Source organism: Paraburkholderia ultramafica, assembly GCF_902859915.1.
In the GTDB taxonomy this organism is placed as follows: domain Bacteria; phylum Pseudomonadota; class Gammaproteobacteria; order Burkholderiales; family Burkholderiaceae; genus Paraburkholderia; species Paraburkholderia ultramafica.
The window spans coordinates 15,865-39,559 of record NZ_CADIKK010000050.1; the positions used below are offsets into that span (position 1 = coordinate 15,865).

Consider the following 23,695-nt stretch of genomic DNA (forward strand, 5'->3'; position numbering starts at 1 on the left):
CCGAAGCACAGCTTGCCGCATTGCCTCTATCGACCGCTTCACCAGCTTCAACCCCGCCCGCGCCGCAAATGGCGCCGGTCCCCGCGCAAGCTCGCGAGCCAGCGGCGGCCCAACTGCCGCTCGCCGATGCGATCCGCTTCCTGTCGATCGATGCGATCCTGCGTGCCGGCGAGGGTCATCAAGGCGTGCCGCTCGGCATGGCCGAAATCGCGACCGCGCTGTTCACCCGGCACCTGAAGTTCAATCCCGCCGATCCGACCTGGCCCGACCGCGACCGCTTCGTGCTGTCCAACGGCCACGGCTCGCTGCTGCTGTATTCGCTGCTCTATCTGACCGGATATGACGCGATCGGCCTGGAGCAGATCAAGACCTTCCGCGAACTCGGCTCGCATTGCGCTGGCCATCCCGAGTACGAACCGGCGCACGGTATCGAAGCCACCACCGGCCCGCTCGGCCAGGGGATCGCCAACGCGTTCGGCATGGCCGTCGCTGAAGCGTATCTCGCGGCAAAATTCGGCAGCGAACTCGTCGACCACTACACGTACGCGTTCGTCGGCGATGGCTGTCTGCAGGAAGGTATCGGCCAGGAAATGATTTCGCTCGCGGGGCATCTGCAACTCGGCAAGCTGATCCTTTGCTGGGACGACAATCAGATCACCGACGACGGCAGCACTTCGCTATCGATTAGCGAAGACGTCTGCGCACGGTTTCGCGTGGGCGGCTGGCATGTCGTCGAAGTCGACGGGCACGATCTCGAAGCGGTATCGGCGGCACTGACGATTGCGCGCGCGGACCCACGGCCTTCGATGATCGCGTGCAAGACCGTGATCGGCCGCGGCATTGCGCGCTTGCAAGGGCAACGCGGCGGCCATAGCGGCAAGCTGTTTCAGGCGGACGCCGACGCGGCGCGCGAGCAGCTCGGCTGGCCGCATGCGGCGTTCGAGCTGCCTGCGGACATCCTGAACGCATGGCGCGCGGCCGGGCGGCGCAGCAACGCGCAACATGCCGAATGGCGGGCGCGCGTCGCCGCGTTGCCGGACGCGCAACGCGCGGAGTTCGAACGGGTCCAGTCCGGCCGTCTGCCTGAAGGCTGGCGCGATATTCTCGACGACTACCGCAAGCGCGCCGCAGCGCGCGACGAAGCGCAACCCGGCATCGCGGTGTCGGGCGAAATCAGCGACCTGCTCGCGCCGCTGTTGCCGGAACGCATGGTCGGTTGCGCCGATCTCGAAGCGCCCACGGGCCACAAGCGCCAGTTGCAGGCCTTCACTGCCGCCGACCATTCCGGCGCCTACGTTCATTGCGGCGTGCGCGAACATCTGATGGGCGCGATGGCGAACGGCATGGCCACGCACGGCGGCGTGATCGCGACCAGCGTCACCTATCTGGCCTTCTCCGACTACCAGCGCCCTGCAATGCGGATGGCCGCGTTGATGGGCTTGCCCGTGCACTTCGTGTTCAGTCACGATTCGATCGGCGTCGGCAAGAATGGACCGACGCATCAGCCTGTCGAAATACTCGCGTCGTTGCGCGCGATGCCCAACATGCGCGTACTGCGTCCCGCCGATGCGGTCGAGGCCGCCGAATGCTGGGCGCTCGCGCTCGAGCATCGGCGCGGCCCGAGCACGCTGGTGTTCGCGCGCCAGGCGCTGCCGCTGGTGCGCCGTGAACATAGCGCCGAGCCGTTGTCGCGGCGCGGAGCTTACGTGCTGGCCGACGCGGATAACGGACCACGCGTCGTCACGTTGCTCGCGACCGGCTCCGAAGTCGCGCTGGCGTTGCAGGCGCGCCGTCAGTTGCAGGACGAAGGCATCGCGACCGCGGTCGTGTCGATGCCATGCTGGGAGATCTTCGACGCACAGGATGCAGCCTATCGTTCGGAAGTACTCGGCCCAGGCACTGTGCGTGTCGGCATCGAAGCGGCGCTGCGTTTCGGCTGGGACCGCTATCTCGGCGAACGCGGCGGCTTTGTCGGCATGACGGGATTTGGGGCGTCCGCGTCTGCGGAAACGCTGTACGAGCACTTCGGCATCACGGCGCAGCACATCGTCGCCGAAGCGAAGCGGCATCTGTAAATCATCGGGACATGGACATGCACAAGATCGTTTTTCTCGACCGCACGACGCTCGCGCCACAAATCGTTTTGCGCGAGCCGCGTATCGAACATCAGTTGATCGAACACGAGCGCACCACGCCGGATCAATTGCTCGAGCGCCTCGCCGGCGCGTCGATTGCGATTATCAACAAGGTGCCGTTGACAGCCGAACTGCTGGAGCAGTTGCCGGACCTCAAGCTGATCGCGATTGCTGCGACCGGCACCGATTGCGTCGACAAGGCGGCCTGCCAGCGCCTGGGCATTGCCGTCAGCAATATTCGCGGCTACGCGATCAACACGGTGCCCGAGCATACGTTCGCGCTGATCCTCGCGTTGCGGCGCAACCTGATCGCCTACCGCGACGACGTGCTCGCCGGCGAGTGGCAAAAATCCGGGCAATTCTGCTTCTTCACACATGCGATTCACGATCTGGCCGGCGCGCGCCTGGGCATCATCGGCGAGGGCGTGCTCGGGCAGCGTGTCGCGGAACTCGGCAAGGCTTTCGGCATGCTGCCGATGTTCGCCGCGCACAAGGGCCGCGAAGGTCTCGGTCCGCTGTACACGCGATGGGACGAGGTGCTCGCGACCAGCGACATCATCACCGTGCACAGCCCGCTCACGCCGCACACGCGCAACATGCTCGCGATGCCCGAGTTCCGCGCGATGAAGCGCAGACCGTTGATCATCAACACCGCGCGCGGCGGCCTTGTCGATGAAAGCGCACTGGTGCAGGCGCTCGACGACGACCTGATCAGCGGCGCGGGCTTCGATGTAACCGCCGGCGAGCCGCCCGCCGACGACAATCCGCTGTTGCGCGCGGCTGGCCGGCCGAATGTCATTCTGACGCCGCATGTCGCGTGGGCGTCGGACGAGGCGCAGCAGAGTCTGGCCGATCAGTTGATGGACAACATCGAGAACTTCGTCAACGGTGCGCCAAGCAATCTGGTGCAAGGGGCGTATTGAGCGAAAGTGGGGGACAGGGTGCCGTTTTCCGCATTTTCCGCGCTTTGCATTTCAGTCTGCGGCCCCCCACCCTTCACGTTGCTTCAGGCCTTGCGGAAAATCGGCGCGCCCCACGGTGCGCCGATCGTGCCGCCGTCCACGACGATCTCGGCGCCTGTCATTCCCGACGCGTCGCCCGACGCAAGAAAGAGCACCGCCGCCGCCACTTCTTCCGGCGCGGCAAGCCGGCCCATCGGAATGCGCGGCGCAAAGGCCTGTTCGGTTCCCTCCAACGTTGCGCCCTCGCGCGCACCGCGGGTCCAGATCGGCGTACGCGTACCGCCCGGAATCACCGTGTTGACCCGGATGCCGCGCGGCGCGAGTTCGGACGCGAAGACCTTCGCCATGCCGGTAATGCCTGCCTTGGTGGCCGAATAAGCCGCCGAACCGGGTGAGCCGAGTTCGCGCATCACCGAGCCGTTCAATACGACCGATCCACCCCCGCTCATCAACGGCAGCGCCGCCTGAACCGTCAGAAAGACCGCGGTCAGATTGGTGCGAAGAACCGCCTCGAACGCAGCCGCCGATGTGCCGCCGAGCGGCGTCGGCCCCGAAATGCCGGCGTTGGCGAACACGATGTCCAGCGAGCCGAAGGTGCTCGCGATCCGTTCGAACAACGCGCCGATTTCCGCTTCGTCATCCAGATTGGCCTGCACGCCTAGCGCATCTTCGCCCAACTCCGACACCGCCTGATCGAGCTTCGCGCGGTCGCGGCCGGTGATCGCGACACGCGCGCCTTCGGCTATCAGCAACTTCGCCGTGACGAAGCCGATGCCGCTATTGCCGCCCGTGACCAACGCTGTCTTTCCTGTGAAACGCATCATCGTTCTCCTTCATCGCGCCGCCGACGCGCCGGAAGCCACGGCCGCGGGACGCCTGAAACGGTTAAGCGGCTTGGCGCCGCGGCTTACGAACGAACATCCGGAGGACATCCATACTCTGACAATCTGCATGTTGATCATCATGCACATTTTCAGTATTATGCTCGTCATACAGATTGTCAAGCGGGGTGAACAGAAAATGGGCTACTCGCAGGCGCAAAAGGCGGAAAGCAGGCAGCGCGTTCTGGAAACAGCGGCGCGGCAAATTCGCGAAGACGGGATCGACGCGCTCGGCGTGGCGGACTGCATGCGCAGCGCCGGTCTCACGCACGGCGCGTTCTACGGCCACTTCGATTCGCGCGACGCGTTGATTGTCGAGGCGCTCGAATACGCGGTCGCGCAGAGCAAGCAACGTATCGACGCACTTCATACCGGGGCGGGCGGGTCCAAGGCGAAAGAACCGTTACGGGCGATCGCAGAGGCGTTCCTCAGCGATCGTCATATCAAGAATCCCGGCAGTGGCTGCGCGTTGTGCGCGCTGGCTGGCGAAGCCCGGCACGCAAGCCCGGCGATTCGCGAGCGGCTGACGGGCTACGTGCATACGCTGGCGGCGCAAATCGCACAGAAGTTGGCGGGTCAAAGCGAAAGCGCGGCGCTTGGCATTGTCGCGACCATCGTCGGCGCCGTGACGCTGGCGCGTGCGGTCGACGACAAGCAACTCGCGAAATCGATTCTCTCTGCGTCGCTGGAGCTGATCGTGGCTCAAGGCGGCGACGCGGGGTAAATCCCGCACGGGCGACCTCGCACGAAGTACCCCTACGGCCTTTCAGGCAACCGTCGAACACATTCAAATGAAGGCGCTGACGCTCAGCGGCGTGGCGCTGGCGCTTCGACGCACGCGTCCGGAGAAGCAGGCCGCCGGTTAAGACGCATCAGGCGCTGTCGCTCTCTCGGCTCAAACGCCGCGCGAGCTCGCGACCGCGGCCTGTCAGCTTGAGTGTCGAGATATCGCCGTCATCATGCCAGGCGATCTCGACCAGCTCGTAGCGACTCAGCGCAAGCACTTCCGGATCGAGTTCTTGCAGACGCCTTTCGGCGTCCCTGAGACGCAACAGCGTCGCGACTTCGTGATGGGTCAGCATCGGCCACCTCGTCAGTGGATTGAGGACAATGCCGATATCGTAGGTGGGTAGGCCAACATTCAGACTACGGTTGTGTTGCGCAAAATTACCCGCGTTACAGATTGCGACGACGAGCGCTACTTTCTGCGCGATATTCACCGGCAGGCTGCCGGGTGAATTCGCGCAGCAAACCGCGTACTGCGATCAAACCGGCTCCATACCGTTTCCCGACTTGGCGCAATCGGCCTCGCGCGACGTCAAAAACGACAGCAGCGCCTGCGCTGCCTCGCGCTGATTGGCCGCCGTGCAGACCGCCGCTGCAAAGACGGTTGTCGACTGAATCTCGGGCGGCAGCGCGCCGACCACGTCGATGCCCGGCAAATGAATCAATTCGCTCAACTGCTGGAAACCCAGCGCGACATCTCCGCGCGCGACCAGCGCCCCCACCGGAACGCCGGGCGGCGCCTGCACGATGCGTGCCGCGATGAGGTCCGCGATGCCCCAGCGCTCGAACAACCGGGTCAGATGTGTCCCGCTAGGCCCTGTCGAATAACCAATGCTGCGTGCGCCCAGAATGGCGTCGCGAAGCGCCGCTTCGGTGCGAATGTCCGGACGCGGCTGCCCAGCCGCCACGGCAATGGCAATGCCAGAGCGCGCGAGGTCGACCCGGCTGGCCGGATCGATGCGGCTCGCTGCGGCCAACCGGTCGAGCGCTTCCGCAGCCAGCACGACAATATCGAATGGTTCGCCATCCTGAACGCGCCGAGCCGCGTCGACGCCGCCAACCGATTCGATGACAACCGGCTGCCCCGACGAGCGTTCGTAAGCTCCCGCGAGTTCGGCCAGCACCTGGCGCGTGGCCATCGAAGAAATGCCGGTGATCGGCTTACGCACGGCTTGACCGCTGACCATGTCGACCACCCTTCTCAATCTTTATAACGCAGTCCAGCCTGCTCCAGCGGCCCGCGCATGTTGTACATATCCAGACCGAGCACACCAGTGGCCAGCTTCGCACGCTTCTCGCCTTCGTTCGCTTCGCGTGCGGCCGCTTTTTCGAGCACGGTCTGCGCCGATCCCGCCGGCACCACCACAACCCCGTCGTCATCCGCGACGACGACATCGCCCGGCGTGACCAGCGCGCCTGCGCATACCACGGGGATGTTCACCGAACCGAGCGTCGCCTTGACCGTTCCTTTCGCGGAGATCGCCTTGCTCCAGACCGGGAAGTTCATCTCCGTCAGCACGCTCACGTCGCGCACGCCGGCGTCGATGATCAGTGCGCGGGCACCGCGCGCCTTGAAGCTCGTCGCCAGCAGGTCGCCGAAATAGCCGTCCGTGCAGTCCGCGCTGACCGCGGCAACGACGACGTCGCCTGGCCGGATCTGCTCGGCCGCGACGTGCAGCATCCAGTTGTCGCCCGGTTGCAGCAGCACCGTGACGGCTGTGCCGCTGGCACGCGCGCCGACATAGATAGGCCGCATGTACGGCGTCAAGAGACCCGTGCGCCCCATCGCCTCGTGCACGGTCGCCGAGCCGAGCGCACCGAGGCTCGCGGCGACGTCGGCGTCTGCGCGCTGAATGTTGCGATAGACGACTCCAAGTTCATACATGATTACTGCCCCTTCGATTTAAGCAACGCATCCAGGCGCGGATAGACACGCCGCGCATTTCCTTCATAAATCTTGTGCCGCTCTTCCGCATCCACGTGCGCCGCTTCGATATAGCGCTTCGTGTCGTCGAAATAGTGGCCTGTCTCCGGATCGATGCCACGCACCGCGCCGATCATTTCGCTCGCGAACAGAATGTTGTCGACGGGGATTACGCGCGTCAGCAGATCGATACCGGGCTGATGATAGACACAGGTGTCGAAGAAGATGTTGTTGAGCAGATGATCCTTCAGCAACGGCTTTTTCAACTCCTGCGCGAGTCCGCGGAAGCGGCCCCAGTGGTAAGGCACCGCGCCGCCGCCATGCGGGATCACAAAGCGCAAGGTCGGAAAGTCGCGAAACAGATCGGACGTCAGGCACTGCATGAAGGCGGTCGTATCCGCATTCAGATAATGCGATCCGGTGGTGTGAAAGCACGCGTTGCAACTCGTGCTCACGTGAACCATCGCCGGAATGTCGTACTCGACCATCTTCTCGTAGATCGGATACCAGTAGCGATCGGACAGTGGCGGGCTGGTCCAGTGACCACCCGACGGATCGGGATTCAGATTGATTGCGACGTTGCCGTACTGCTCGACGCATTTGAGCAGCTCCGGAATGCAAGTGGCGGTGTCCACGCCCGGGCTTTGCGGCAACATCGCCGCCGGAACGAAATGGTCGGGGAAGAGTTGGCTCACCCGGTAGCACAGCTCGTTGCAGATCGCGGCCCACGTGCTGGAGATCTGAGCATCGCCGATGTGGTGCGCCATGAAGCTGGCGCGCGGGCTGAAGATCGTCAGATCGAGACCGCGCTCGCGCATCAGCTTCAACTGGTTGCTTTCGATCGATTCGCGCAGCTGGTCGTCGCTGATCTGCAATTCCGACGCCTTCGGCATCCCGGACGGATTACTGATGCCCGCGATCTGGCGGTTGCGCCACAACTCCAACGCTTTCGGCGCGGTGGTGTAGTGGCCGTGAATATCGATGATCACCGTCTGTCCTCAGAATAGTGGTTTGACCAGCGGCGCGCGGCGGCGAGATTCGCGCGCGCCGCGTTCCTTAGTGTGCTGTATTGGGGCGAACCGTCGCTTCACTCGCGCTCACGCGCTGACTCACCAGGATAGCGATTGCAGCCAGGGTAGCGGGGATCGCCAGCATCGCGAGAATGGCGCCGAACTGCCATCCGAAGCCGAGCAGCGCGCCGCCGATCGCCGAACCGAAGATGCTGCCGAAGCGGCCCATGCCGAGCATCCAGCTAACCCCCGTGGCACGCGCCACCGTCGGGTAACGGCCAGGCGCGTACGCGTTCAGACCGGTTTGCGCACCGCTCATGCAGAAGCCCGCGGCAAACACCAACAGCGCCAGCGATGAAGACAACGCGCCGATATATCCCAATCCGAGCACGCACAGACCGCCGCCCAGGTAGGCCGCGCTGATCACCGGCGCCGGCCGGACCTTGTCCATCACCCAGCCGACCAGCACCGCGCCGACCGTTCCGCCGATCTGGAACATGGCCGTGATATTGGCGGCCGCAGTGACGGTCAGCCCGGCGTCCCTCATCAACGTGGGCAGCCAGCCGGTCAGCAGATAAATCACGAGCAGGCCCATGAAATACGTGACCCACAGCGCGATGGTCATCGAGCCATAGCCTTGCGAGAACAACACGCCGATCGGCTTGCGCGTCGGCAACGGCGGTTCGTTGGAAACGAAAACTTCGTCGCCGGCAAAGCGCGCGCCGCACACGCGGCCGAGGACGGCGCCGATACGCTGGGGCGATGCGCCGCGCACTGCGAGCAAACGGGCCGACTCCGGCAACAGCCAGATTTGAAACGGGATCAGTACCAACGGCAGCGCGCCGCCGAAAATCAGCACCGAGCGCCAGCCGTGGATCGGAATCAGCCAGCCGGCAGCAAAACCGATCAAAGCCGATCCGAGGTTGAAGCCCGTGAACATGATGGTGATCAGCAATGCGCGCTTGCGCTGCGGTGCGTACTCGGACAGCAGCGTCGTCGAGTTAGGCATGGCGGCGCCAAGGCCGATACCCGTCAGCAGTCGCAGCAATGCCATTGCCGTCGGCGTTTCGGTGAACGCGGTTGCGATCGTGAAAACGCCGAATAGAAAGACCGACGTAATCAGAACCCACTTGCGCCCGATACGGTCCGATGCCGGCCCTGCTGTCAGCGCACCGATCACCAGACCGATCGGCGCCGCGCTCATCACGAGCCCGAACGCGGGCCGCGAAATTCCCCAGTCGTGAATGATGGAAGGCGCGACGAACCCCATGATGGCGACGTCCATGCCGTCGGCCGTCACGATCAGAAAACACAGCGCCACCAGTAGCCACTGGTAAAGCGAAATCGGCCGCTCGTCGATGAACGCCTTGATATCAATCCTCTTGCCGCTCGTCATTCCACTTGTCATCAGAATTCTCCTGTCTCCTTTACTGGTTTTATCGCGCGGCCGAAGCGCCTGGCTTCGCACTCTCATTGATGCCGCTACCCGTCATGTCGATGGCGCTTCGCATACCTTCCCCAAAAGATCCGGTCCGAAGGTAGCTGTTCGGGCTCCGGCTCCAAAAGGGCGGGTTAACCAGATGTATGGATCATGTATGCGGGTTTTTGCTGTTCCGCATGGCGCCGCCGAAGCTCGGCAAATTCCTCCAGGACCCCGTTGGATAAGGTCCAGGCGCGATCCCGAAGGCCTTGAAAGCGGGCCCGGCGAGCGCCTGCCGAAGCGCACCCCGATAAACAAATCAGATGACGTGCGAACGAAGTCGCATAGAACAGGCGGTTGGGACGACGCTTTTACCTACCTTCGCGATCCCGATATGGGTATGTCGGTTGACTTCCGCCAATTGCGCATCTTCGTCATTGCTTGCTCGCGATAGCGACCCGGCGTCATGAAGATCCCGACTTCCTCGGCACAACCGTGTTCGATAGGAAAGCGAATTGGTTTGTGTGGCTGATGTCGGCCTTGCCTCCAACTGATTCAACCGCCACGGCACTGAGAATCGTCGAACAGACAATGTCGAAGTTGGCCGCATCGAGAGGTAACGTGAGGAGCTTTCTCCTTTTTGTTAGAGGCGGCGTGCCATTTTCAATCTCTTTCGATCTCTTTCCCCATCTAAAAAAATTATTGCGTGTTCTCGCGCGGGCCACTGGCGATAGCGAGACCAGGATTCCGGAGCGACGCGCAAATCATTGAGCCGTGGGCCTGCGAGCGGTATCGATTGAACCGGATTGTCTTTGTTGGCGGGGCACTGACCCGCTCACCTCCGCATCATTCTGGTTAACCCCCGATTTCGCACCACTTCCCGCCTGGCTAACGTCGCGTCAACTCTCAGCGAGCGGGGTTCCATGTCGCATCATGCCGCTGGAAATGAACGGCGCGCCCTTTGATCCGAAGTCACCAATAAAAATACGTTAGGCATATTAAATAACATTTCGCAGAACCCAACGTGATTCGTGTTATGCGCGCGACCGATTCGACATCGATCGCCGGTGCCTGCGCGCGTCATTTCATGCGATGGCGAACGATTGAGAAGCAACGGATATGTCGATGATCTAGAGAGATGCTTTGAGAACCGAAGTATTAAAAGAGGAGATGTGAATCCATGAAGATAAGTAAGCAATGCGTAGATCGCGAGCGCGTCATGCAGTCCGGACGAACACGTACGGTTCTGATGCTCGAGAAAGGAAAACAATCAAGGAGACAAGCATGAGAACTCTGCATCCCTTCGGGCTGCTCGCACACGCCCATGCACGCACAGCCTCGCTGCTGACACTGTTCGCCATCTGCGTGACAGCCACCATTGTCGCCGCCTGCGGTGGCGGTAGCGGTGGTCTCGCCATCGCCCCGTTGGCCGTCGTGAACCCGGTCGTCGATTGTTCGAAGCTGGCCTCGATCGACATCACCGACATCGGCGGTGCGGGCAGTTCGATTACTTCGGCTACCGTCACTGCCGCCACGGTCAATGGCGCCACCGTCAACTTCTGCACGGTGAAAGGCACGCTCGCACCGTCGAACACCTTCGAAGTCGCGCTGCCTGTCAGCACGTGGACGCAACGCTTCGCGGAACTGGGCTGCGGCGGTCTGTGCGGCAACCTGAGCGATCCGACCAGGCAAAGCTCGTTCAGCTTCAGCTACACTTGCCCGCTCGTGCAGCAAGGCGGCTTCGTGACGGCGGCAACCGACATGGGCCACTCGGGCCAGGACGCCAGCTGGACCACGGATACGCAAAAGCAGGCTGACTTTGCCTATCGCGGCCAGCACATCACGACGCTCGCGGCGAAGAAGCTGATCAAGGCCTATTACGGGCAGACGCAGAAGTACTCGTACTTCATCGGTTGCTCCGACGGCGGCCGCGAAGCCCTGATGGCCGCGCAGCGCTACCCGACCGACTACAACGGCATCGTCGCCGGCGCCCCGGCCGCGCACTTCCAGATCCAGAACTCGCTGTATCACGGCTGGAGCGTGGAATCGAACAGCACCACTGGCACCAGCACCGGCAATGCCGTGCTCTATGCCGACAAGGCGCTCGTGCTGCACAAGGCGGTGGTTGCGGCCTGCGGCGGCCAAACCGGCGTGCCTGACGGTCTGCTGGCCGATCCGCGCACCTGTCATTTCGACCCGGCAACGATCCAGTGCGCGAACGGCGCGACGGACACCAGCAACTGCCTGACCGCGGCCGAAGTCGCCACTGCCACGAAGATCTATAGTGGCCCGATGGGTGCCACCACCGGCGAGCGCATGCTGGCCGGTTCGCCGCAATACGGTTCGGAAGCCAACTGGATCGGCGTCGAAGTGCCGACCACGAACTCGACGGCCGCGGCTACGTCGACCTCGGGTCTGTTCAGCTACAACATCGTGACGGGCGCCTACAACCTGATCTTCACGGGTTCGCCGAGCATGCCGAACATCGACACGTTCGGCTACCAGGACGCGAGCTTCTACAGCAAGTTCCTGCAGGCCAACCACCCGCTCAACGATGCGACCAACCCCGACCTGTCCGCTTTCCAGAACGCCGGCGGCAAGCTGATCCTGTGGCACGGCTGGGCTGACCAGCACATCTCGCCGCTCTTCACGATTGCATACTACGAGGCGATGCAAAGCACGATGGGCGCGTCGGACGTGAGCCAGTTCGCGCGTCTGTACGTCATCCCTGGCGTCGGCCACTGCGGCGGCGGCGAGGGCTTCCCGAACATCGACCTGGTATCGCAGATCACGGGCTGGGCCGAGCAGGCCAAGGCTCCGAATGCCGTGATGACCTACCAGACCGACTCGTCGAACGCTGTGACCGCCACGCGCCCCGTCTACCCGTATCCGGCGGTGGCCAGGTACACCGGTTCCGGCGACTGGCACAGCGGCGCCAACTACACCCAGGGCGCACCGCTGTACACCGCAGCGGCACCTGCCTGGGCCGGCTCCAGCTTCTACAAGCCCTACACCGCGAAGACGCAGGGTGTCGCGGCTCCGTAAGCAGGATCCCGCTACCCGGCTGCCTGGCCGGCCCTTCGGGGCCGGCCCGCTACCCGAGCGAAGTTGAACTCCGGCGACGCTCGGCGGGATCGATGGCACACGGCGGCGCCAACCGGGGCCGCCGTTGTGCGTTTGTACGGCATGGGCCGAAATACGATGGCCTGGGTAGGGTGAGCGCGGCGTCGGGTTTTAGCTGCATGACGTCGTAATTGCTGAAGTACTGCGTAGTCGCTCTCGCGGGCGCGACTGCGCGCCCGCTTTCATCGAGAGCAGCGAACCAAGGCGATGGAGTCTTCCTCCACCCGCCCCGAGTCGATCCGTGCTTACATCTTCACCACATCGACCAGCGTCTTCTTCCCGTCCTTGTAGTCGTACAGCGAAATGACACCGTGCTGCAGGTCGCCCTTCGCATCGAACGTCGTCTGGCCGGTCACGCCCTTGTAGTCGGTGCCCGCGATCTTCGCGAGAACCTTCGACGGCTCGGTCGAGTTCGCACGCTTCATCGCGTCGACGACGATGTACACCGCGTCGTACGTGAACGGCGCGTCGAATTCGATCGGGTGGCCAAAGCGCTTCGTGTACTTCGCCGAGAATTGCGCGCCGCCATCCATCCGCTCGACAGCCATGCCCGCCTGCGAGCACACGACATTGCCGGCTGCCGCGCCAGCCAGTTGCGCGAGGCTTTCGGTACACACGCCGTCGCCCGAGAGCACTTTCGCGCGCAGGCCCAGTTGCCTTGCCTGCTTCGCGAACGGACCACCGGTGGCGTCCATGCCGCCGTACATGATCGCGTCCGGATTCTCGCCCTTGATCTTCGTGAGAATGGCGCGGAAATCGACAGCCTTGTCGTTGGTCGCGTCATGCGACATGACCTTCAGGCCGAGCGCCTTGGCAGTCCGTTCGAATTCGTTCGCGAGCCCCTGGCCGTATGCCGTCGAGTCATCGACAACCGCGACGGTTTTCACGTTCAGGCTCTTCGCCGCATAGTTCGCCAGCGCCGGACCCTGCTGCGCATCGGTCGCCACGACCCGGTAGGTCGTCTTGAAGCCTTGTAGCGTGTAGGCCGGATTCGTCGACGACGGCGAGATCTGCACGATGCCCGCATCGCTATAGATCTTCGACGCCGGAATCGATGCGCCCGAGTTCAGGTGGCCGACCACGGCAACGACCTTGTCGTCGACCAGCTTCTGCGCGACCTGGGTGGCCTGACGCGGATCAGCAGCATCATCCTGCGCGTCGAGCACCAGCATGATCTTCTGACCGTTGACCGTCAGCCCCTTCGCGTTGATTTCCTCGATCGCGAGGCGCGCGCCGTTTTCATTGTCCTTGCCGAGGTGGGCGGAGCCGCCCGTCAGCGGACCGACGTGACCGATCTTGACGATCTGATCGGCAGAAGCCGAGGTCGCCATGGTTGCGAATGCGACGACTGCGGCGCTAATCGGCAGCAGTTTGTGAAACTTGAAAGTCATTCAAAAATCTCCTCTTTGTTTTCCAATCACCCAGTTATGGGATTACCAACGCTGCTGAATCTGCGCGCTTTCGCGCCATCTCACGTCGGCCTGATGCAACGCTTGAACGGCTCACCCGCTGGTTCGGATTGCGGAGCCCGATCCGGCTGATGCCCGTGACGGCATCATTGCTTGCCTCGTCCCGCATCAGAAAGTGCTGCTTGGACGCTAGCACGCATTGACTCGGCAAATCGACAATATTTGTAAAATTCGCATTATCTCGATAAAAATCTTCCTTTAATTGACGCAAGCGGCGTGACTTGTTGACGACCCGCCCACATTTACCTGGCGATACGAACTAAATTTATTGACGAGGCTCGCTCACGCGCAGACCGATGTCTTCGAGCGACGCCAGGAGAAAACAGAACGAAAGGACTGCGGTTGAGCGTCGACGCGTCGCATGCTCGAGCGGAAAGTTGAATAATTCATTGCTGGCTCTTGCGCAGTTGTTGCACTGCGCAACCTATGTTTGCGATTGACCGTTGTACGGCATTGAAACTCCCGGACCGGTATCGAGAGCACTTCATGCCCCCAGGTTGCGCGGCTTGTCGACAGAACGGCAGTACGAATGGCGTGCGAACGAGGCGGCTTCATTCATCTGCAGTTGAAAAGATTTTCACTATGCGCATTCCGCCGGTGAAGGCCATCATCGCTTTCGAGAGCGTGGTTCGACGCGATCGTCGACGTCAACCTGCGCGGCACACTCCATATGTCGCAAACCGTGCTGCCGGTCACGAAGGAGTGCAAAGGCGGCACGGGCATCACGCTCGACGTGAACGGCGGCATGCTCATTCATTGACGTCGTTCATCAACGCGCGGCCGCGCTTCTGAATCGACCGCGTGCGAGGCACCTGGGCCAACCCAGGGCATGGAAGGAGACAAACATGAAATCGAAGTACACCGCGTTGCCCGTTACCGGCGATATGCCGCCCCACACGGACTCGACCAGCTTCGAGTCGAAAACCTACGCGAAAGTCGGCCGCCGTCTGATTCCGTTCCTGATGCTGTGCTATCTCGGCGCCTATCTCGACCGGGTCAACGTCGGTTTCGCAAAGTTGCAGATGCTCAACGACCTGCGCTTTAGCGAAACCGTCTATGGCATGGGTGCGGGCATTTTCTTTCTTGGCTACTTCCTCTTCGAAGTACCGAGCAATCTGATTCTGCATCGCGTCGGCGCGCGCAAATGGCTGGCGCGAATCATGTTGACGTGGGCGGTGATCTCCGCGAGCTTCGTGTTCGTGAAATCGCCTGCGGCTTTCTACGTGCTGCGGTTTCTGCTGGGCGTCGCGGAAGCGGGTTTTGCACCCGGCGTGATCCTCTATCTGACGTACTGGTTTCCGGCTGCGCGCCGGGCCAAAGCGTTATCGCTATTTTTCATGGCGATTCCATTGGCCGGCATTATTGGCGGGCCGCTTTCCGGCTGGATCATGCACTCGCTGCAAGGGGCGATGAACCTGGCCGGCTGGAAGTGGCTGTTCCTGTTCGAAGCGCTGCCGTCACTCGTGCTCGGCATCGCGATCCTGCTGTACCTCGACGACAGCATCGCGAAAGCGAAGTGGCTGACCGACCCCGAAAAGAATCTGCTCGCCCGCAATGTCGGTAGCGACAACGCACACAAGATCGCGCACGTCTCGGTCAGGTCGTTCATCGGCGACCGCCGCTTGTGGCTGATGGCGGCGATCTACTTCTGCGTCGTGCTCGGCCAGTATGGCCTGACGTTCTGGCTGCCGACCATCATTCGCAAGTCCGGTGTCGCCGACCCGCTCTGGATTGGCGTGTTTACCGCGATTCCCTATCTGTGCGCGCTCATCGCGCTGCCGCTGATCGGCATGAGCGCGGACCGTCGCCGCGAGCGCAGACTGCATCTGGCGATTCCGATGCTGATCGCCGCGGCCGGCTTCGTGCTGCTGCCGGCGCTCGGCAGTGTGCCGGCATCGATCGTCTGTCTGAGCGTCGCCGCCGCGGGCATCCTCGCCTCCTCATCACAGTTCTGGTCGCTGCCGACCGCCTTGCTCGGCGGTATGTCCGCCGCTGAAGCGCGAACCAAAGCGTAAGCCGCTGCACCACATGAACAGAGACTCCGACTCGGCGATCGCTTCGTTAGCAAAGTTTTGTGCTCGTCACCCAGGACATGCTGTTAAATCGCGCGACGATTGAATCCAGCAACTCACGTCGCGTCCGAACGAGTGCTATCGCGACCTCCTCAAAACCGGAATCTGGCGACGTCGTAATATCCACATTCTCGACGTTGGCGGAAAACGGCAGCAACACCTGCCAGATCGCCGCAATGCGCATATCTTGAACACGTGCGCGCACCACCAGCCGATGGCGGTCCGCAGCATGGGTTGCCGGCGATTGAAACCCTGTTTCGAAGCGTCCACTATTCATGCCGATCCTCTTGCGTTTTCCGGTTCACGTGTTCGCAATGCCCGATCATTATTCAATCAGTTGGCTTTCCGACGGGATTCTGACAATTCCGCACAGTCTGTTCAGCAAGTTCTGCGCATGGTCCCGATCGACCTGCGAGATATCGTATTGGACAAGCAGCGTTTCGATACGCTGGCGCCAATAGCCCGGTTCGTTGATCAGGGACGTAGAGGCAATCGAGTCGCCACTGCTGGTTATCCGTTCTAGCGCGGCGACGATCGCTTCAATGTGCAGAAGATCACTTTTATAAGAAGCATCAATTCCCATTACACTCCCGCTCCACCTGTCTTTTTAGACACTTTTTATCGCGTCTATTTCGGTCCGCGCGTGCGATACCACCAGTCGACATGATCGAGATTCCGAAGAAGTTGTCCACGACGGCGTTCCCGACGATAGTGGCTCATTACGAGAGGTATCGCGATCAGCAGTGCGGTGGTGCCAATCGTGAGTCCCATCCATCTTTCGATCATTGCGACCTCGTCTGAAAAGAAAGCGACGTTATCCAGCGGCGCCAACCATTAGCGGCTCGCGACAACATCCTGATTGCCGCGATCGCTCAGCGCACGCCCGATGAAAGGGACAAGTGCTCGCACTCATCCCGCCGTTCAATCAGCCCTGCAGACAAACCAACAACAAATACGACACCGTGACGACACCGTGCCGGTCCCGGATCGTGCGGTCCGTCCAGCCTCTTTGAAAAACTGTTGAATGGACCAGCAGCGCTCAGCTAGTCTGCGCGAGCATGGTCGCGGGACTTTGCAGAGCCCGACGCCGGCGCAGTGGCCGCCGGCTGGGTTCGCTGCGCCATTGCGATGGCTTGTGCGGTAGCTTTGAGCACCGTGTCATAGGCAAGGCCAGCACTGGAAACCGTCGACTTCATCACCGTGACGGCAGCTTCGGAACCGGCAGGAGCATGCCTGGCGACGCCGTCGACCAGTTCTTGCAGTTTGGCGTTGCGATGCTCGAATCGAGCCTTGAAGAATTTCAGAAACTCGACTTGCGTATGAGTCGCGATTTCAAGTACCTGACGGTTGTACGAAAGCGCTCTCTCCGCGACCGGCCGCACGGCATTGGCTTGATGAACCCACAGTTCGACCGGCGTCTTACCGGACATCGCCAACTGCCAAGCCTGTTCGCTCTCGGCGACAGTCGCCTTGACTGCCTGCTGATTCAACTCGACGAGTTTTTCAAAACACTGGAATACTTGCTGCGCCAACGAAAACGCTGCGTCAACACTGTCACTTTGCGCCCAGCCAAGATGTTCGTTCGTCGAAATGTACACCGCTCTCTCCTTTAGTCATACTAATAGTTCGCTCAAAGCGATGGGCAGGAAACCTGCCGCAGCTCAAACTCACGGCTGTGCCCGGGCTGCATCGATCCGGACCATTTCTGCTGCAATGCGGAATTAGACGAAACATTCTAACTTTGTTAAATGAGTGGTTGGTGTACTCTTTTATCGGTAGTTACCCTACAAAACGATCGGTTCTGATGACTGCCTTTTGTCGGATCAAACAGACCAGCGGCCTGCAAATACCAGGCTCCAAATATTACAATCTACTTGCGATCGATTCGCGTTTGAAGTAGGCTCACCTCTCAATAAATCACCAGATGAGGTAGCGGATGTTCAAGTTTCTGGCGTTAGTGGTGGCGGTGGGCGTTTCCGGCACGGCGTTCGCGAAGGCCGATTGCACGGCGCATCCAAAGAGCGAGTGGATGAAGGAATCGGATGCGCGCTCGCAACTCGAAGGGCAAGGATACAAGATCAAGAAGTTCAAGGTCGATGGCAACTGCTACGAGATCTACGGTCACAACAAAGACGGCAAGAAGGTCGAGATCTACTACGACACCAAGACGCTCGATGTCGTGAAGTCGGAAATCGAATAAGCTCCGAGCCTCACTCGATGCCCGTCAAAACCTGGGATATCTGGGTGCGGTTCACGCACTGGAGCATCGCGGGCATCGTCGCGTGGAATCTGTTCGGCCCTACCGACCAGGCGCATCGGGTACTCGGGTATGTCGCGGCGGGGCTCGTCGCGTCTCGCATCGTATGGGGCTTCATCGGCACGACGAACGCGCGATTTGCGGCGTGGTGGCCGGGGCGCTCGCATCTCACCGCATATATTCGCTCGCTTGCCGCCGGCGAGCCGCAGCAGCATCTGTCGCACAATCCGCTTGGCGGCCTGATGGCGTTGACGCTATGGCTGCTGATTTTGGCGCTGGCTGTGAGCGGCTGGCTGATGCGCGTCAATGCCTTCTGGGGCGAAGACTGGCCGCAGGATCTCCACACTTGTCTGTCGACCGCGCTGCAAGTCTGCGTGTGCGCGCATATTCTCGCGGCGATCGTGATGAGCGTCTGGACGCGCGAAAACCTCATCGGCGCAATGCTGACGGGCTTTAAACGCGATCTCGGAGACCAGGACACCTCGCGTTAGTGTCGGGCCGACTGAAGTGATGGTTCACCTCGAACAGCGGAAACAGACGACCACCACTCAACGACCCAGTCGGAGCAAACCATAACACCCGCGCGAATTCTCTCCGCAGCTACAGGCTACTACTAGCCGTGTTTGCGCCGAAGTGATTCGCTGGAATCGTTACAATGGCCTGGATGAATCCCTCCTCTCCCCAACAGCATCGAATGCAGGACATGCTGATTTCCTATTTCTGGAGTGGCGACGTCATCCGCGGTCGATGCGTGAGTGACATCGTGCTATCAGGCACTGTCGACGTACCTGTGCCCCCAACGCGTCTGCTTGCGGATTGGCAAAGGGAGATATCGTCGCACATGATTCTGGAGCCCGGAGACGTCGAGGTCATGCCTTTGGCGCGAGCTCGGGCGCGCTGGCCGGACTACACGCGCTGCGTGCAGGCCGTGTCCGATTGGACATGCGCGCCAGGACTACCCGACGTGCTTGCCTCCAGTGACGTAGCCCTGATGGCATGCCGCGGCGCGAGGTACCACCATGATGGCGGGCAATACGGCGGTGCGGCCTTTTGCAATCTCTTCTTAAGCGAGGACCGCGGGCTGGATTTGCATTTTCCTTCGACAGGCCATCGCATTCCGCTGACCCGGGGAACGGTCGTGATATTCGATACCGGCCAGCCTCATGGCGTCATTCAGCGCGGCAGCAGCGGTTTTAATGCGGCCGAATTCGCACCGGACCGGGACTGCATTCAAATATTCCTGACCTGGGAGCTTCCCATCGAAGATCCCCATGTTGGACACGCACTCAAGGTTGACTTCGACGTCGCCCCTTCAACCTCGTTGCAACTGGATTCAGAGCAAGTCTTGCTGAACGGCACACCGGTCATTGTGTGCCCAGATTCGGGTCGTTGGTGCCGGGCTGACTAATCGTCAGGGTCGCGCCGGAACGGACCGATGAATTCTCCGAAAGCCGACATTGAACGCCAGGGTCCAAGGCTCCTGCGAAACCGGCATTTCTCCTGAGGGCAATTGTTGGCTGAGACGGTAGTTCATAGTGGCGGAGCCGGCACGAGCCCGTACCGGGACATGACATCGAAAAGCTTTGCACGGTCAGGCGGCTCACCGGCAGTTATGATGGCTCCGACATCACGAAAATATTGAGCACCTATGTCGGGTGTCAGGATGATCAGTGCGCGGGCCGTGCCATTGTGCGGGTTGCTGAAGTGATGGACCGATCCGGCCGGAGTGTGCATCCATTCTCCTGGCTGCAGGTCTCGGACTACCCCATCGACCGGGTACCGGAGCATGCCCTCCAGCACATAGGCGCACTCCTCATTTCGAGTGTGGCTATGTGGCGGAGGAACTGGTGAACCAGGGGGCACAGTCAACTCAAAAACGCCCATCCCGCCTGTGGCAGTTCCATCAATCAGGTATTGAATACTCAACTGCCCGAGGTTAATCAGTTCGCCTGGAGCCGCGCCGCCAGGTGTCATTATCAAACTCCTTCGGACTAGAGACTCTCGCGACTTCGCGAATGTCGTAGCTAACGGGCGCGCCGGTCGCAGTGCAACCAATAACCGAAGAGCGCGGACTCCAGGCGGGAGGTCTTTCCTCCTAGCCAGACTTCCCGGCTTTCTCCAAAGCCTTGTTCTTTGTCGCCTGCGCTTCGGCAATTAACCTATACGCGGCATAGTACTTGTAAATGTTGCGCACATAGGTCGTGGTTTCAATGCCGATCTTTTCCGCAACGACAATTTCCACATTGTTGAACCACTTGTCGGGGTCCAGTCCACGCGCTGCCGCCTCTTTGCGCATTTTCGCAATGTTGCCAGGTCCGGCGTTATAGCTCGCAAAAGCAAACAACGGCCGGTTGGTTTCGTCGAAGCGCGCATCGGAAAAGTAGCGGGTCATCAACTGGTCCATGTATTTTGCACCTGCGTGAATGTTGGACTCGATGACGGAAATGCTGCCAACCCCCATCTGCTTGCCCGTGGCAGGCATGATCTGCATCACACCAATCGCGCCAACATGGCTGCGCGCGTTTTGATCGAGCTGTGATTCCTGATAGCCTTGCGCCGCCAGCATCAGCGGATCAAAGCTGTACTGCTTGCCGTACTTGTCAAACAATGCAAGCGTCTGCTCGAATCGCTGGCGTTCTGCTGAAGCAGTATTGTTAGTGATCTGCTTGATCTGCTTCATGTACTGGGACAGCCGGTATGCCGCCACGCCTTGCTTCTTCAGGTAGTTCACGTAGAAGTCCGTCAGCACGGCCCGCAGTTGCGGACTTCCCTTGCGAATTGCCCAGCCAATGTATCCCTCGGTGCGTACGGCAAGATCGTCGTGTACCTTGATCTTCGGCAGTACCTGCGCCCATAGCTTCACTTTCCAGTCGTCGACCACGACGATGTTGATCAGGCCCGCGTTGAGCATTTCCAGTTTGTCTTCGTCTTCAAGCGCGTCCGGCAGCAGCGTGAGCTTCATCAGAGGCTTGCCCGCCGCCTTGAATCGCTCGTTCAGCGCCGTCAAACTCTCGTAGTAGCTCGTCGCTTTGCGCACATGAACCTGTTTGCCGGCGAGGTCGTCGAGCGTGGCGATCGGCGGAGCTTTGGGGCCGGTGACGATCAGTTCGCGCACGGATTGCCGATCTCGCGGCGCAACAAAATCGACAAGCTTCTCCCGTTCACTGGTTGCAGTCAGGTTTCCGGCGGAGATGTCGCCCAATCCCGCGACAAGGTTGGTCAGGAGTTTGTCGCGTGTGGTTGGAATCAGAATCAGCGTAACGGGTCGCTTGCCGAGCTGACTGGCGTATTGCTTGTTGACAAAGCGCTCGAAGTCGCGCGCGAATTCCGCTGACAGTCCGCGCTCGCGGCCCTTGTCGTTGAAATAGAGCGTACGGCTATAGGGAACCAGAAAGCGGATGACCCGCCGCTGAAGCATCGCATCGAAATCGCCCGTCCATGGCTTGTTTGCGAGGTTCAGTTTGCGCACCGCAACAGACGGTGCCGCCGCCACCGGTTGCGACGCCGGTGCAGCGGAAGATGCCGCCTTCGGCGCGGCGGCTTGCGCGGCCATACTGGCCGCCAGCACGAATATGACCGCTGCAACAACCTGATTGCCGGCTTTCATGACGACGTGCCTCCCGCCAGGTTCCACGTGACAGCGGAGCATGTCATGGCGTTCGCCCGTCACTACCAGAAGACTGGGCGGTGACGGCCGCGCACAGCCGCTGCAATCGGTAACCTCACCATTCTATTGAAGGCTGTGGGTTACTTGTGTGGCAATGAGCACATTCCCGACACTAAAGACGCTGGCCGCGGATGGCCTGGCTATCCTTGCCGCGACAGAACCCGATGCCGTTGCCCATCGTCCCCGCACCGATCACGCCTGATATTTTGATTGTCATGGTGATCGGTTCCTGCGCGGCAAGCGTGATGTCTCGCGTTTAGAGCGTGTTTTCGAAGATGGCGGCAATGCCTTGTCCGCCGCCAATGCACATTGTGACGAGCGCGTAGCGGCCGCCGACACGCTGCAATTCATACAGTGCCTTGACGGTAATCAGCGCGCCCGTCGCGCCGATCGGGTGGCCGAGCGAGATACCCGAGCCATTCGGATTCACCTTCGCCGGATCGAGTCCGATCTCCTGCGTCACCGCACAGGCCTGCGCCGCGAATGCCTCATTCGCCTCGATCACGTCGAGATCGCCGACGGACAGGCCAGCACGCTGCAACGCCAGGCGGGTCGCCGGCACCGGACCAATGCCCATATATTGCGGATCGACGCCCGCATGAGCGTAGGCGACGAGCCGCGCCATCGGCACGAGACCACGCCGCTCCGCCGCCTCGCGCGACATCAGTAGAACGGCGGCAGCCGCGTCGTTGATGCCCGACGCGTTGCCTGCCGTCACGGTTCCGTTCTCGTTCGCGAACACGGGCTCGAGCTTCGTGAAATCGTCGAGCGTCGCGTCGTTGCGAACGTGCTCGTCCGTATCGAACACTACCTCGCGGCCCTTGACCTTGCGCGTCATCGGCACGATCTGGCTCTTGAAGCGGCCTTCGGCAATGGCCCGCTCGGCGCGGCGATGCGATTCGACGGCAAGTGCATCCTGCTGCTCGCGCGAAATGCCGAACTTGCGGGCCACATTCTCCGCCGTCACGCCCATGGGCACGGATTGGAACGGATCGTTCAGCGCGCCGAGCATCATGTCGACGAGGCGTGCATCGCCCATCCGCGAGCCGAAGCGCGCGTCGGTCGCGAGGTACGGCGCGCGGCTCATGTTCTCCGCGCCGCCGCCGATCGCCACATCGGCATCGCCCAGCAGGATGGTCTGCGCTGCCGACACGATCGCCTGCAGGCCCGAACCGCACAGGCGGTTGACGTTGAAGGCGGGCGTCGAATCTGGAATGCCGGCATCGATCGCCGCGACGCGGGACAGGTACAGGTCCCTCGGCTCGGTAGCGATCACATTGCCGAACACGACGTGACCTACGTCCTTCGCTTCGACTCCCGTTCGCGCCAGCACGTCGCGCACGACAGCTGCGCCCAGTTCGATCGGCGTGAAGTCCTTCAGGCTGCCGCCGAATTTACCGATAGCGGTACGAACGCCACCAACCACCACTACTTCCCTGCTCATAGACTCATCTCCGCGATTGAGGCGCTGCCGCGAATGATACGGTCGCGCCCATTGAGGATCACATGTTCGGATAATTCGGACCGCCGCCGCCTTCAGGCGTCACCCACACGATGTTTTGCGTCGGGTCCTTGATGTCGCAAGTCTTGCAGTGCACGCAGTTCTGCGCGTTGATCACGAGCCGCTCGCTGCCGTCGTCGTTCTTGACGAACTCGTAAACCGCGGCCGGGCAATAGCGCGATTCCGGGCCCGCATAAGTCTGCCAGTTCACGTTCACCGGCACCGACGGATCTTTCAGCGTCAGGTGCGCCGGCTGGTTCTCTTCGTGGTTGGTGTTCGAAATGAACACCGACGACAACCGGTCAAAGGTCAGCTTCCCATCCGGCTTCGGATACGTGATCGGCTTGCACTGCGAAGCGGGCTTCAGCATCTCATGGTCGGAATGCTGGTGATGCAGCGTCCACGGCACATTGCCGCCCAGCAGCTTCTGCTCGATGCCGACCATCAACGTGCCGAGGTACAGGCCCTTGCTCATCCACTGCTTGAAG

At 61.3% G+C, this 23,695-nt stretch carries 21 protein-coding genes and 1 pseudogene; 8 read left to right on the top strand and 14 right to left on the bottom strand.

Going from position 1 to position 23,695, the window contains the following annotated elements; genetic code table 11:
• The first annotated feature begins 68 nt into the window (after positions 1–68).
• Both tkt and HV744_RS32875 read left to right on the top strand, forming a co-directional pair.
• Positions 69–2,075 carry a transketolase gene (tkt, locus tag HV744_RS32870; protein WP_175153497.1) on the top strand — a complete coding sequence of 669 codons (2,007 nt, stop codon included), beginning with the start codon at positions 69–71 and terminating at the stop codon, positions 2,073–2,075.
• A 17-nt stretch (positions 2,076–2,092) separates the two neighbouring features.
• Positions 2,093–3,058 carry a D-2-hydroxyacid dehydrogenase gene (locus HV744_RS32875; protein WP_175153480.1) on the top strand — a complete coding sequence of 322 codons (966 nt, stop codon included), beginning with the start codon at positions 2,093–2,095 and terminating at the stop codon, positions 3,056–3,058.
• An 83-nt stretch (positions 3,059–3,141) separates the two neighbouring features.
• Here the strand turns inward: HV744_RS32875 and HV744_RS32880 are convergent, their stop codons facing one another.
• On the bottom strand, positions 3,142–3,918 hold the full coding sequence (locus tag HV744_RS32880) for an SDR family NAD(P)-dependent oxidoreductase (RefSeq protein WP_175153498.1): 777 nt from the start codon (positions 3,916–3,918) through the stop codon (positions 3,142–3,144).
• Positions 3,919–4,048: 130 nt separating this feature from the next.
• On the opposite strand from HV744_RS32880, the gene HV744_RS32885 reads away from it, so the two are divergent.
• Positions 4,049–4,702, top strand: coding sequence for a TetR/AcrR family transcriptional regulator (locus HV744_RS32885; RefSeq protein ID WP_246279303.1), 654 nt, complete (start codon positions 4,049–4,051; stop codon positions 4,700–4,702).
• Between the two features lie 148 nt (positions 4,703–4,850).
• On the opposite strand, the gene HV744_RS37825 is transcribed toward HV744_RS32885, so the two are convergent.
• From HV744_RS37825 to HV744_RS32910, 5 genes are all read right to left on the bottom strand, one after another.
• Positions 4,851–5,198 carry a hypothetical protein gene (locus HV744_RS37825; RefSeq protein WP_246279304.1) on the bottom strand — a complete coding sequence of 116 codons (348 nt, stop codon included), beginning with the start codon at positions 5,196–5,198 and terminating at the stop codon, positions 4,851–4,853.
• A 45-nt stretch (positions 5,199–5,243) separates the two neighbouring features.
• On the bottom strand, positions 5,244–5,951 hold the full coding sequence (locus HV744_RS32895; protein WP_175153481.1) for a substrate-binding domain-containing protein: 708 nt from the start codon (positions 5,949–5,951) through the stop codon (positions 5,244–5,246).
• Positions 5,952–5,965: 14 nt separating this feature from the next.
• Positions 5,966–6,649 (bottom strand): 4-carboxy-4-hydroxy-2-oxoadipate aldolase/oxaloacetate decarboxylase, encoded by a 684-nt coding sequence (gene ligK, locus HV744_RS32900; RefSeq protein WP_175153482.1) that lies wholly within the window; start codon positions 6,647–6,649, stop codon positions 5,966–5,968.
• 2 nt (positions 6,650–6,651) lie between these two features.
• On the bottom strand, positions 6,652–7,677 hold the full coding sequence (locus HV744_RS32905) for an amidohydrolase family protein (RefSeq protein ID WP_175153483.1): 1,026 nt from the start codon (positions 7,675–7,677) through the stop codon (positions 6,652–6,654).
• Positions 7,678–7,744: 67 nt separating this feature from the next.
• Positions 7,745–9,094, bottom strand: a complete 1,350-nt coding sequence (locus HV744_RS32910) for an MFS transporter (protein ID WP_175153501.1) — start codon at positions 9,092–9,094, stop codon at positions 7,745–7,747.
• 1,308 nt (positions 9,095–10,402) lie between these two features.
• On the opposite strand from HV744_RS32910, the gene HV744_RS32915 reads away from it, so the two are divergent.
• Positions 10,403–12,163 carry a tannase/feruloyl esterase family alpha/beta hydrolase gene (locus HV744_RS32915; protein ID WP_175153484.1) on the top strand — a complete coding sequence of 587 codons (1,761 nt, stop codon included), beginning with the start codon at positions 10,403–10,405 and terminating at the stop codon, positions 12,161–12,163.
• Positions 12,164–12,486: 323 nt separating this feature from the next.
• On the opposite strand, the gene HV744_RS32920 is transcribed toward HV744_RS32915, so the two are convergent.
• Entirely contained in the window at positions 12,487–13,632 is a 1,146-nt protein-coding gene (locus tag HV744_RS32920) for a branched-chain amino acid ABC transporter substrate-binding protein (protein ID WP_175153485.1), read from the bottom strand.
• Positions 13,633–14,555: 923 nt separating this feature from the next.
• On the opposite strand from HV744_RS32920, the pseudogene HV744_RS32930 reads away from it, so the two are divergent.
• Positions 14,556–15,704, top strand: a pseudogene (locus HV744_RS32930) (MFS transporter); the annotation flags it as partial.
• A 67-nt stretch (positions 15,705–15,771) separates the two neighbouring features.
• Here the strand turns inward: HV744_RS32930 and HV744_RS32935 are convergent.
• From HV744_RS32935 to HV744_RS32945, 3 genes are all read right to left on the bottom strand, one after another.
• Positions 15,772–16,059, bottom strand: a complete 288-nt coding sequence (locus tag HV744_RS32935; RefSeq protein WP_175153487.1) for a hypothetical protein — start codon at positions 16,057–16,059, stop codon at positions 15,772–15,774.
• A 48-nt stretch (positions 16,060–16,107) separates the two neighbouring features.
• Positions 16,108–16,365 (bottom strand): hypothetical protein, encoded by a 258-nt coding sequence (locus HV744_RS32940; RefSeq protein WP_175153488.1) that lies wholly within the window; start codon positions 16,363–16,365, stop codon positions 16,108–16,110.
• Between the two features lie 460 nt (positions 16,366–16,825).
• Positions 16,826–17,380 carry a phasin family protein gene (locus HV744_RS32945; protein WP_175153489.1) on the bottom strand — a complete coding sequence of 185 codons (555 nt, stop codon included), beginning with the start codon at positions 17,378–17,380 and terminating at the stop codon, positions 16,826–16,828.
• Between the two features lie 338 nt (positions 17,381–17,718).
• Here HV744_RS32945 and HV744_RS32950 point away from each other — a divergent pair, with 338 nt between their 5' ends.
• From HV744_RS32950 to HV744_RS32960, 3 genes are all read left to right on the top strand, one after another.
• Positions 17,719–17,982: a PepSY domain-containing protein gene (locus tag HV744_RS32950; protein ID WP_175153490.1), complete on the top strand. Its 264-nt coding sequence runs from the start codon at positions 17,719–17,721 to the stop codon at positions 17,980–17,982.
• A gap of 17 nt (positions 17,983–17,999) precedes the next feature.
• Entirely contained in the window at positions 18,000–18,530 is a 531-nt protein-coding gene (locus HV744_RS32955) for a cytochrome b/b6 domain-containing protein (RefSeq protein WP_175153491.1), read from the top strand.
• 164 nt (positions 18,531–18,694) lie between these two features.
• On the top strand, positions 18,695–19,447 hold the full coding sequence (locus HV744_RS32960) for a hypothetical protein (RefSeq protein ID WP_175153492.1): 753 nt from the start codon (positions 18,695–18,697) through the stop codon (positions 19,445–19,447).
• Positions 19,448–19,569: 122 nt separating this feature from the next.
• Here HV744_RS32960 and HV744_RS32965 read toward each other — a convergent pair whose 3' ends face one another.
• From HV744_RS32965 to HV744_RS32980, 4 genes are all read right to left on the bottom strand, one after another.
• Positions 19,570–20,013: a cupin domain-containing protein gene (locus tag HV744_RS32965; protein ID WP_175153493.1), complete on the bottom strand. Its 444-nt coding sequence runs from the start codon at positions 20,011–20,013 to the stop codon at positions 19,570–19,572.
• 121 nt (positions 20,014–20,134) lie between these two features.
• Positions 20,135–21,646, bottom strand: coding sequence for an MltF family protein (locus HV744_RS32970; RefSeq protein ID WP_175153494.1), 1,512 nt, complete (start codon positions 21,644–21,646; stop codon positions 20,135–20,137).
• Positions 21,647–21,962: 316 nt separating this feature from the next.
• Positions 21,963–23,150 (bottom strand): beta-ketothiolase BktB, encoded by a 1,188-nt coding sequence (gene bktB, locus HV744_RS32975; RefSeq protein WP_175153495.1) that lies wholly within the window; start codon positions 23,148–23,150, stop codon positions 21,963–21,965.
• Between the two features lie 58 nt (positions 23,151–23,208).
• On the bottom strand, positions 23,209–23,695 hold a 487-nt coding region (locus HV744_RS32980), incomplete at its 5' end, for a 4Fe-4S dicluster domain-containing protein (RefSeq protein WP_175153496.1).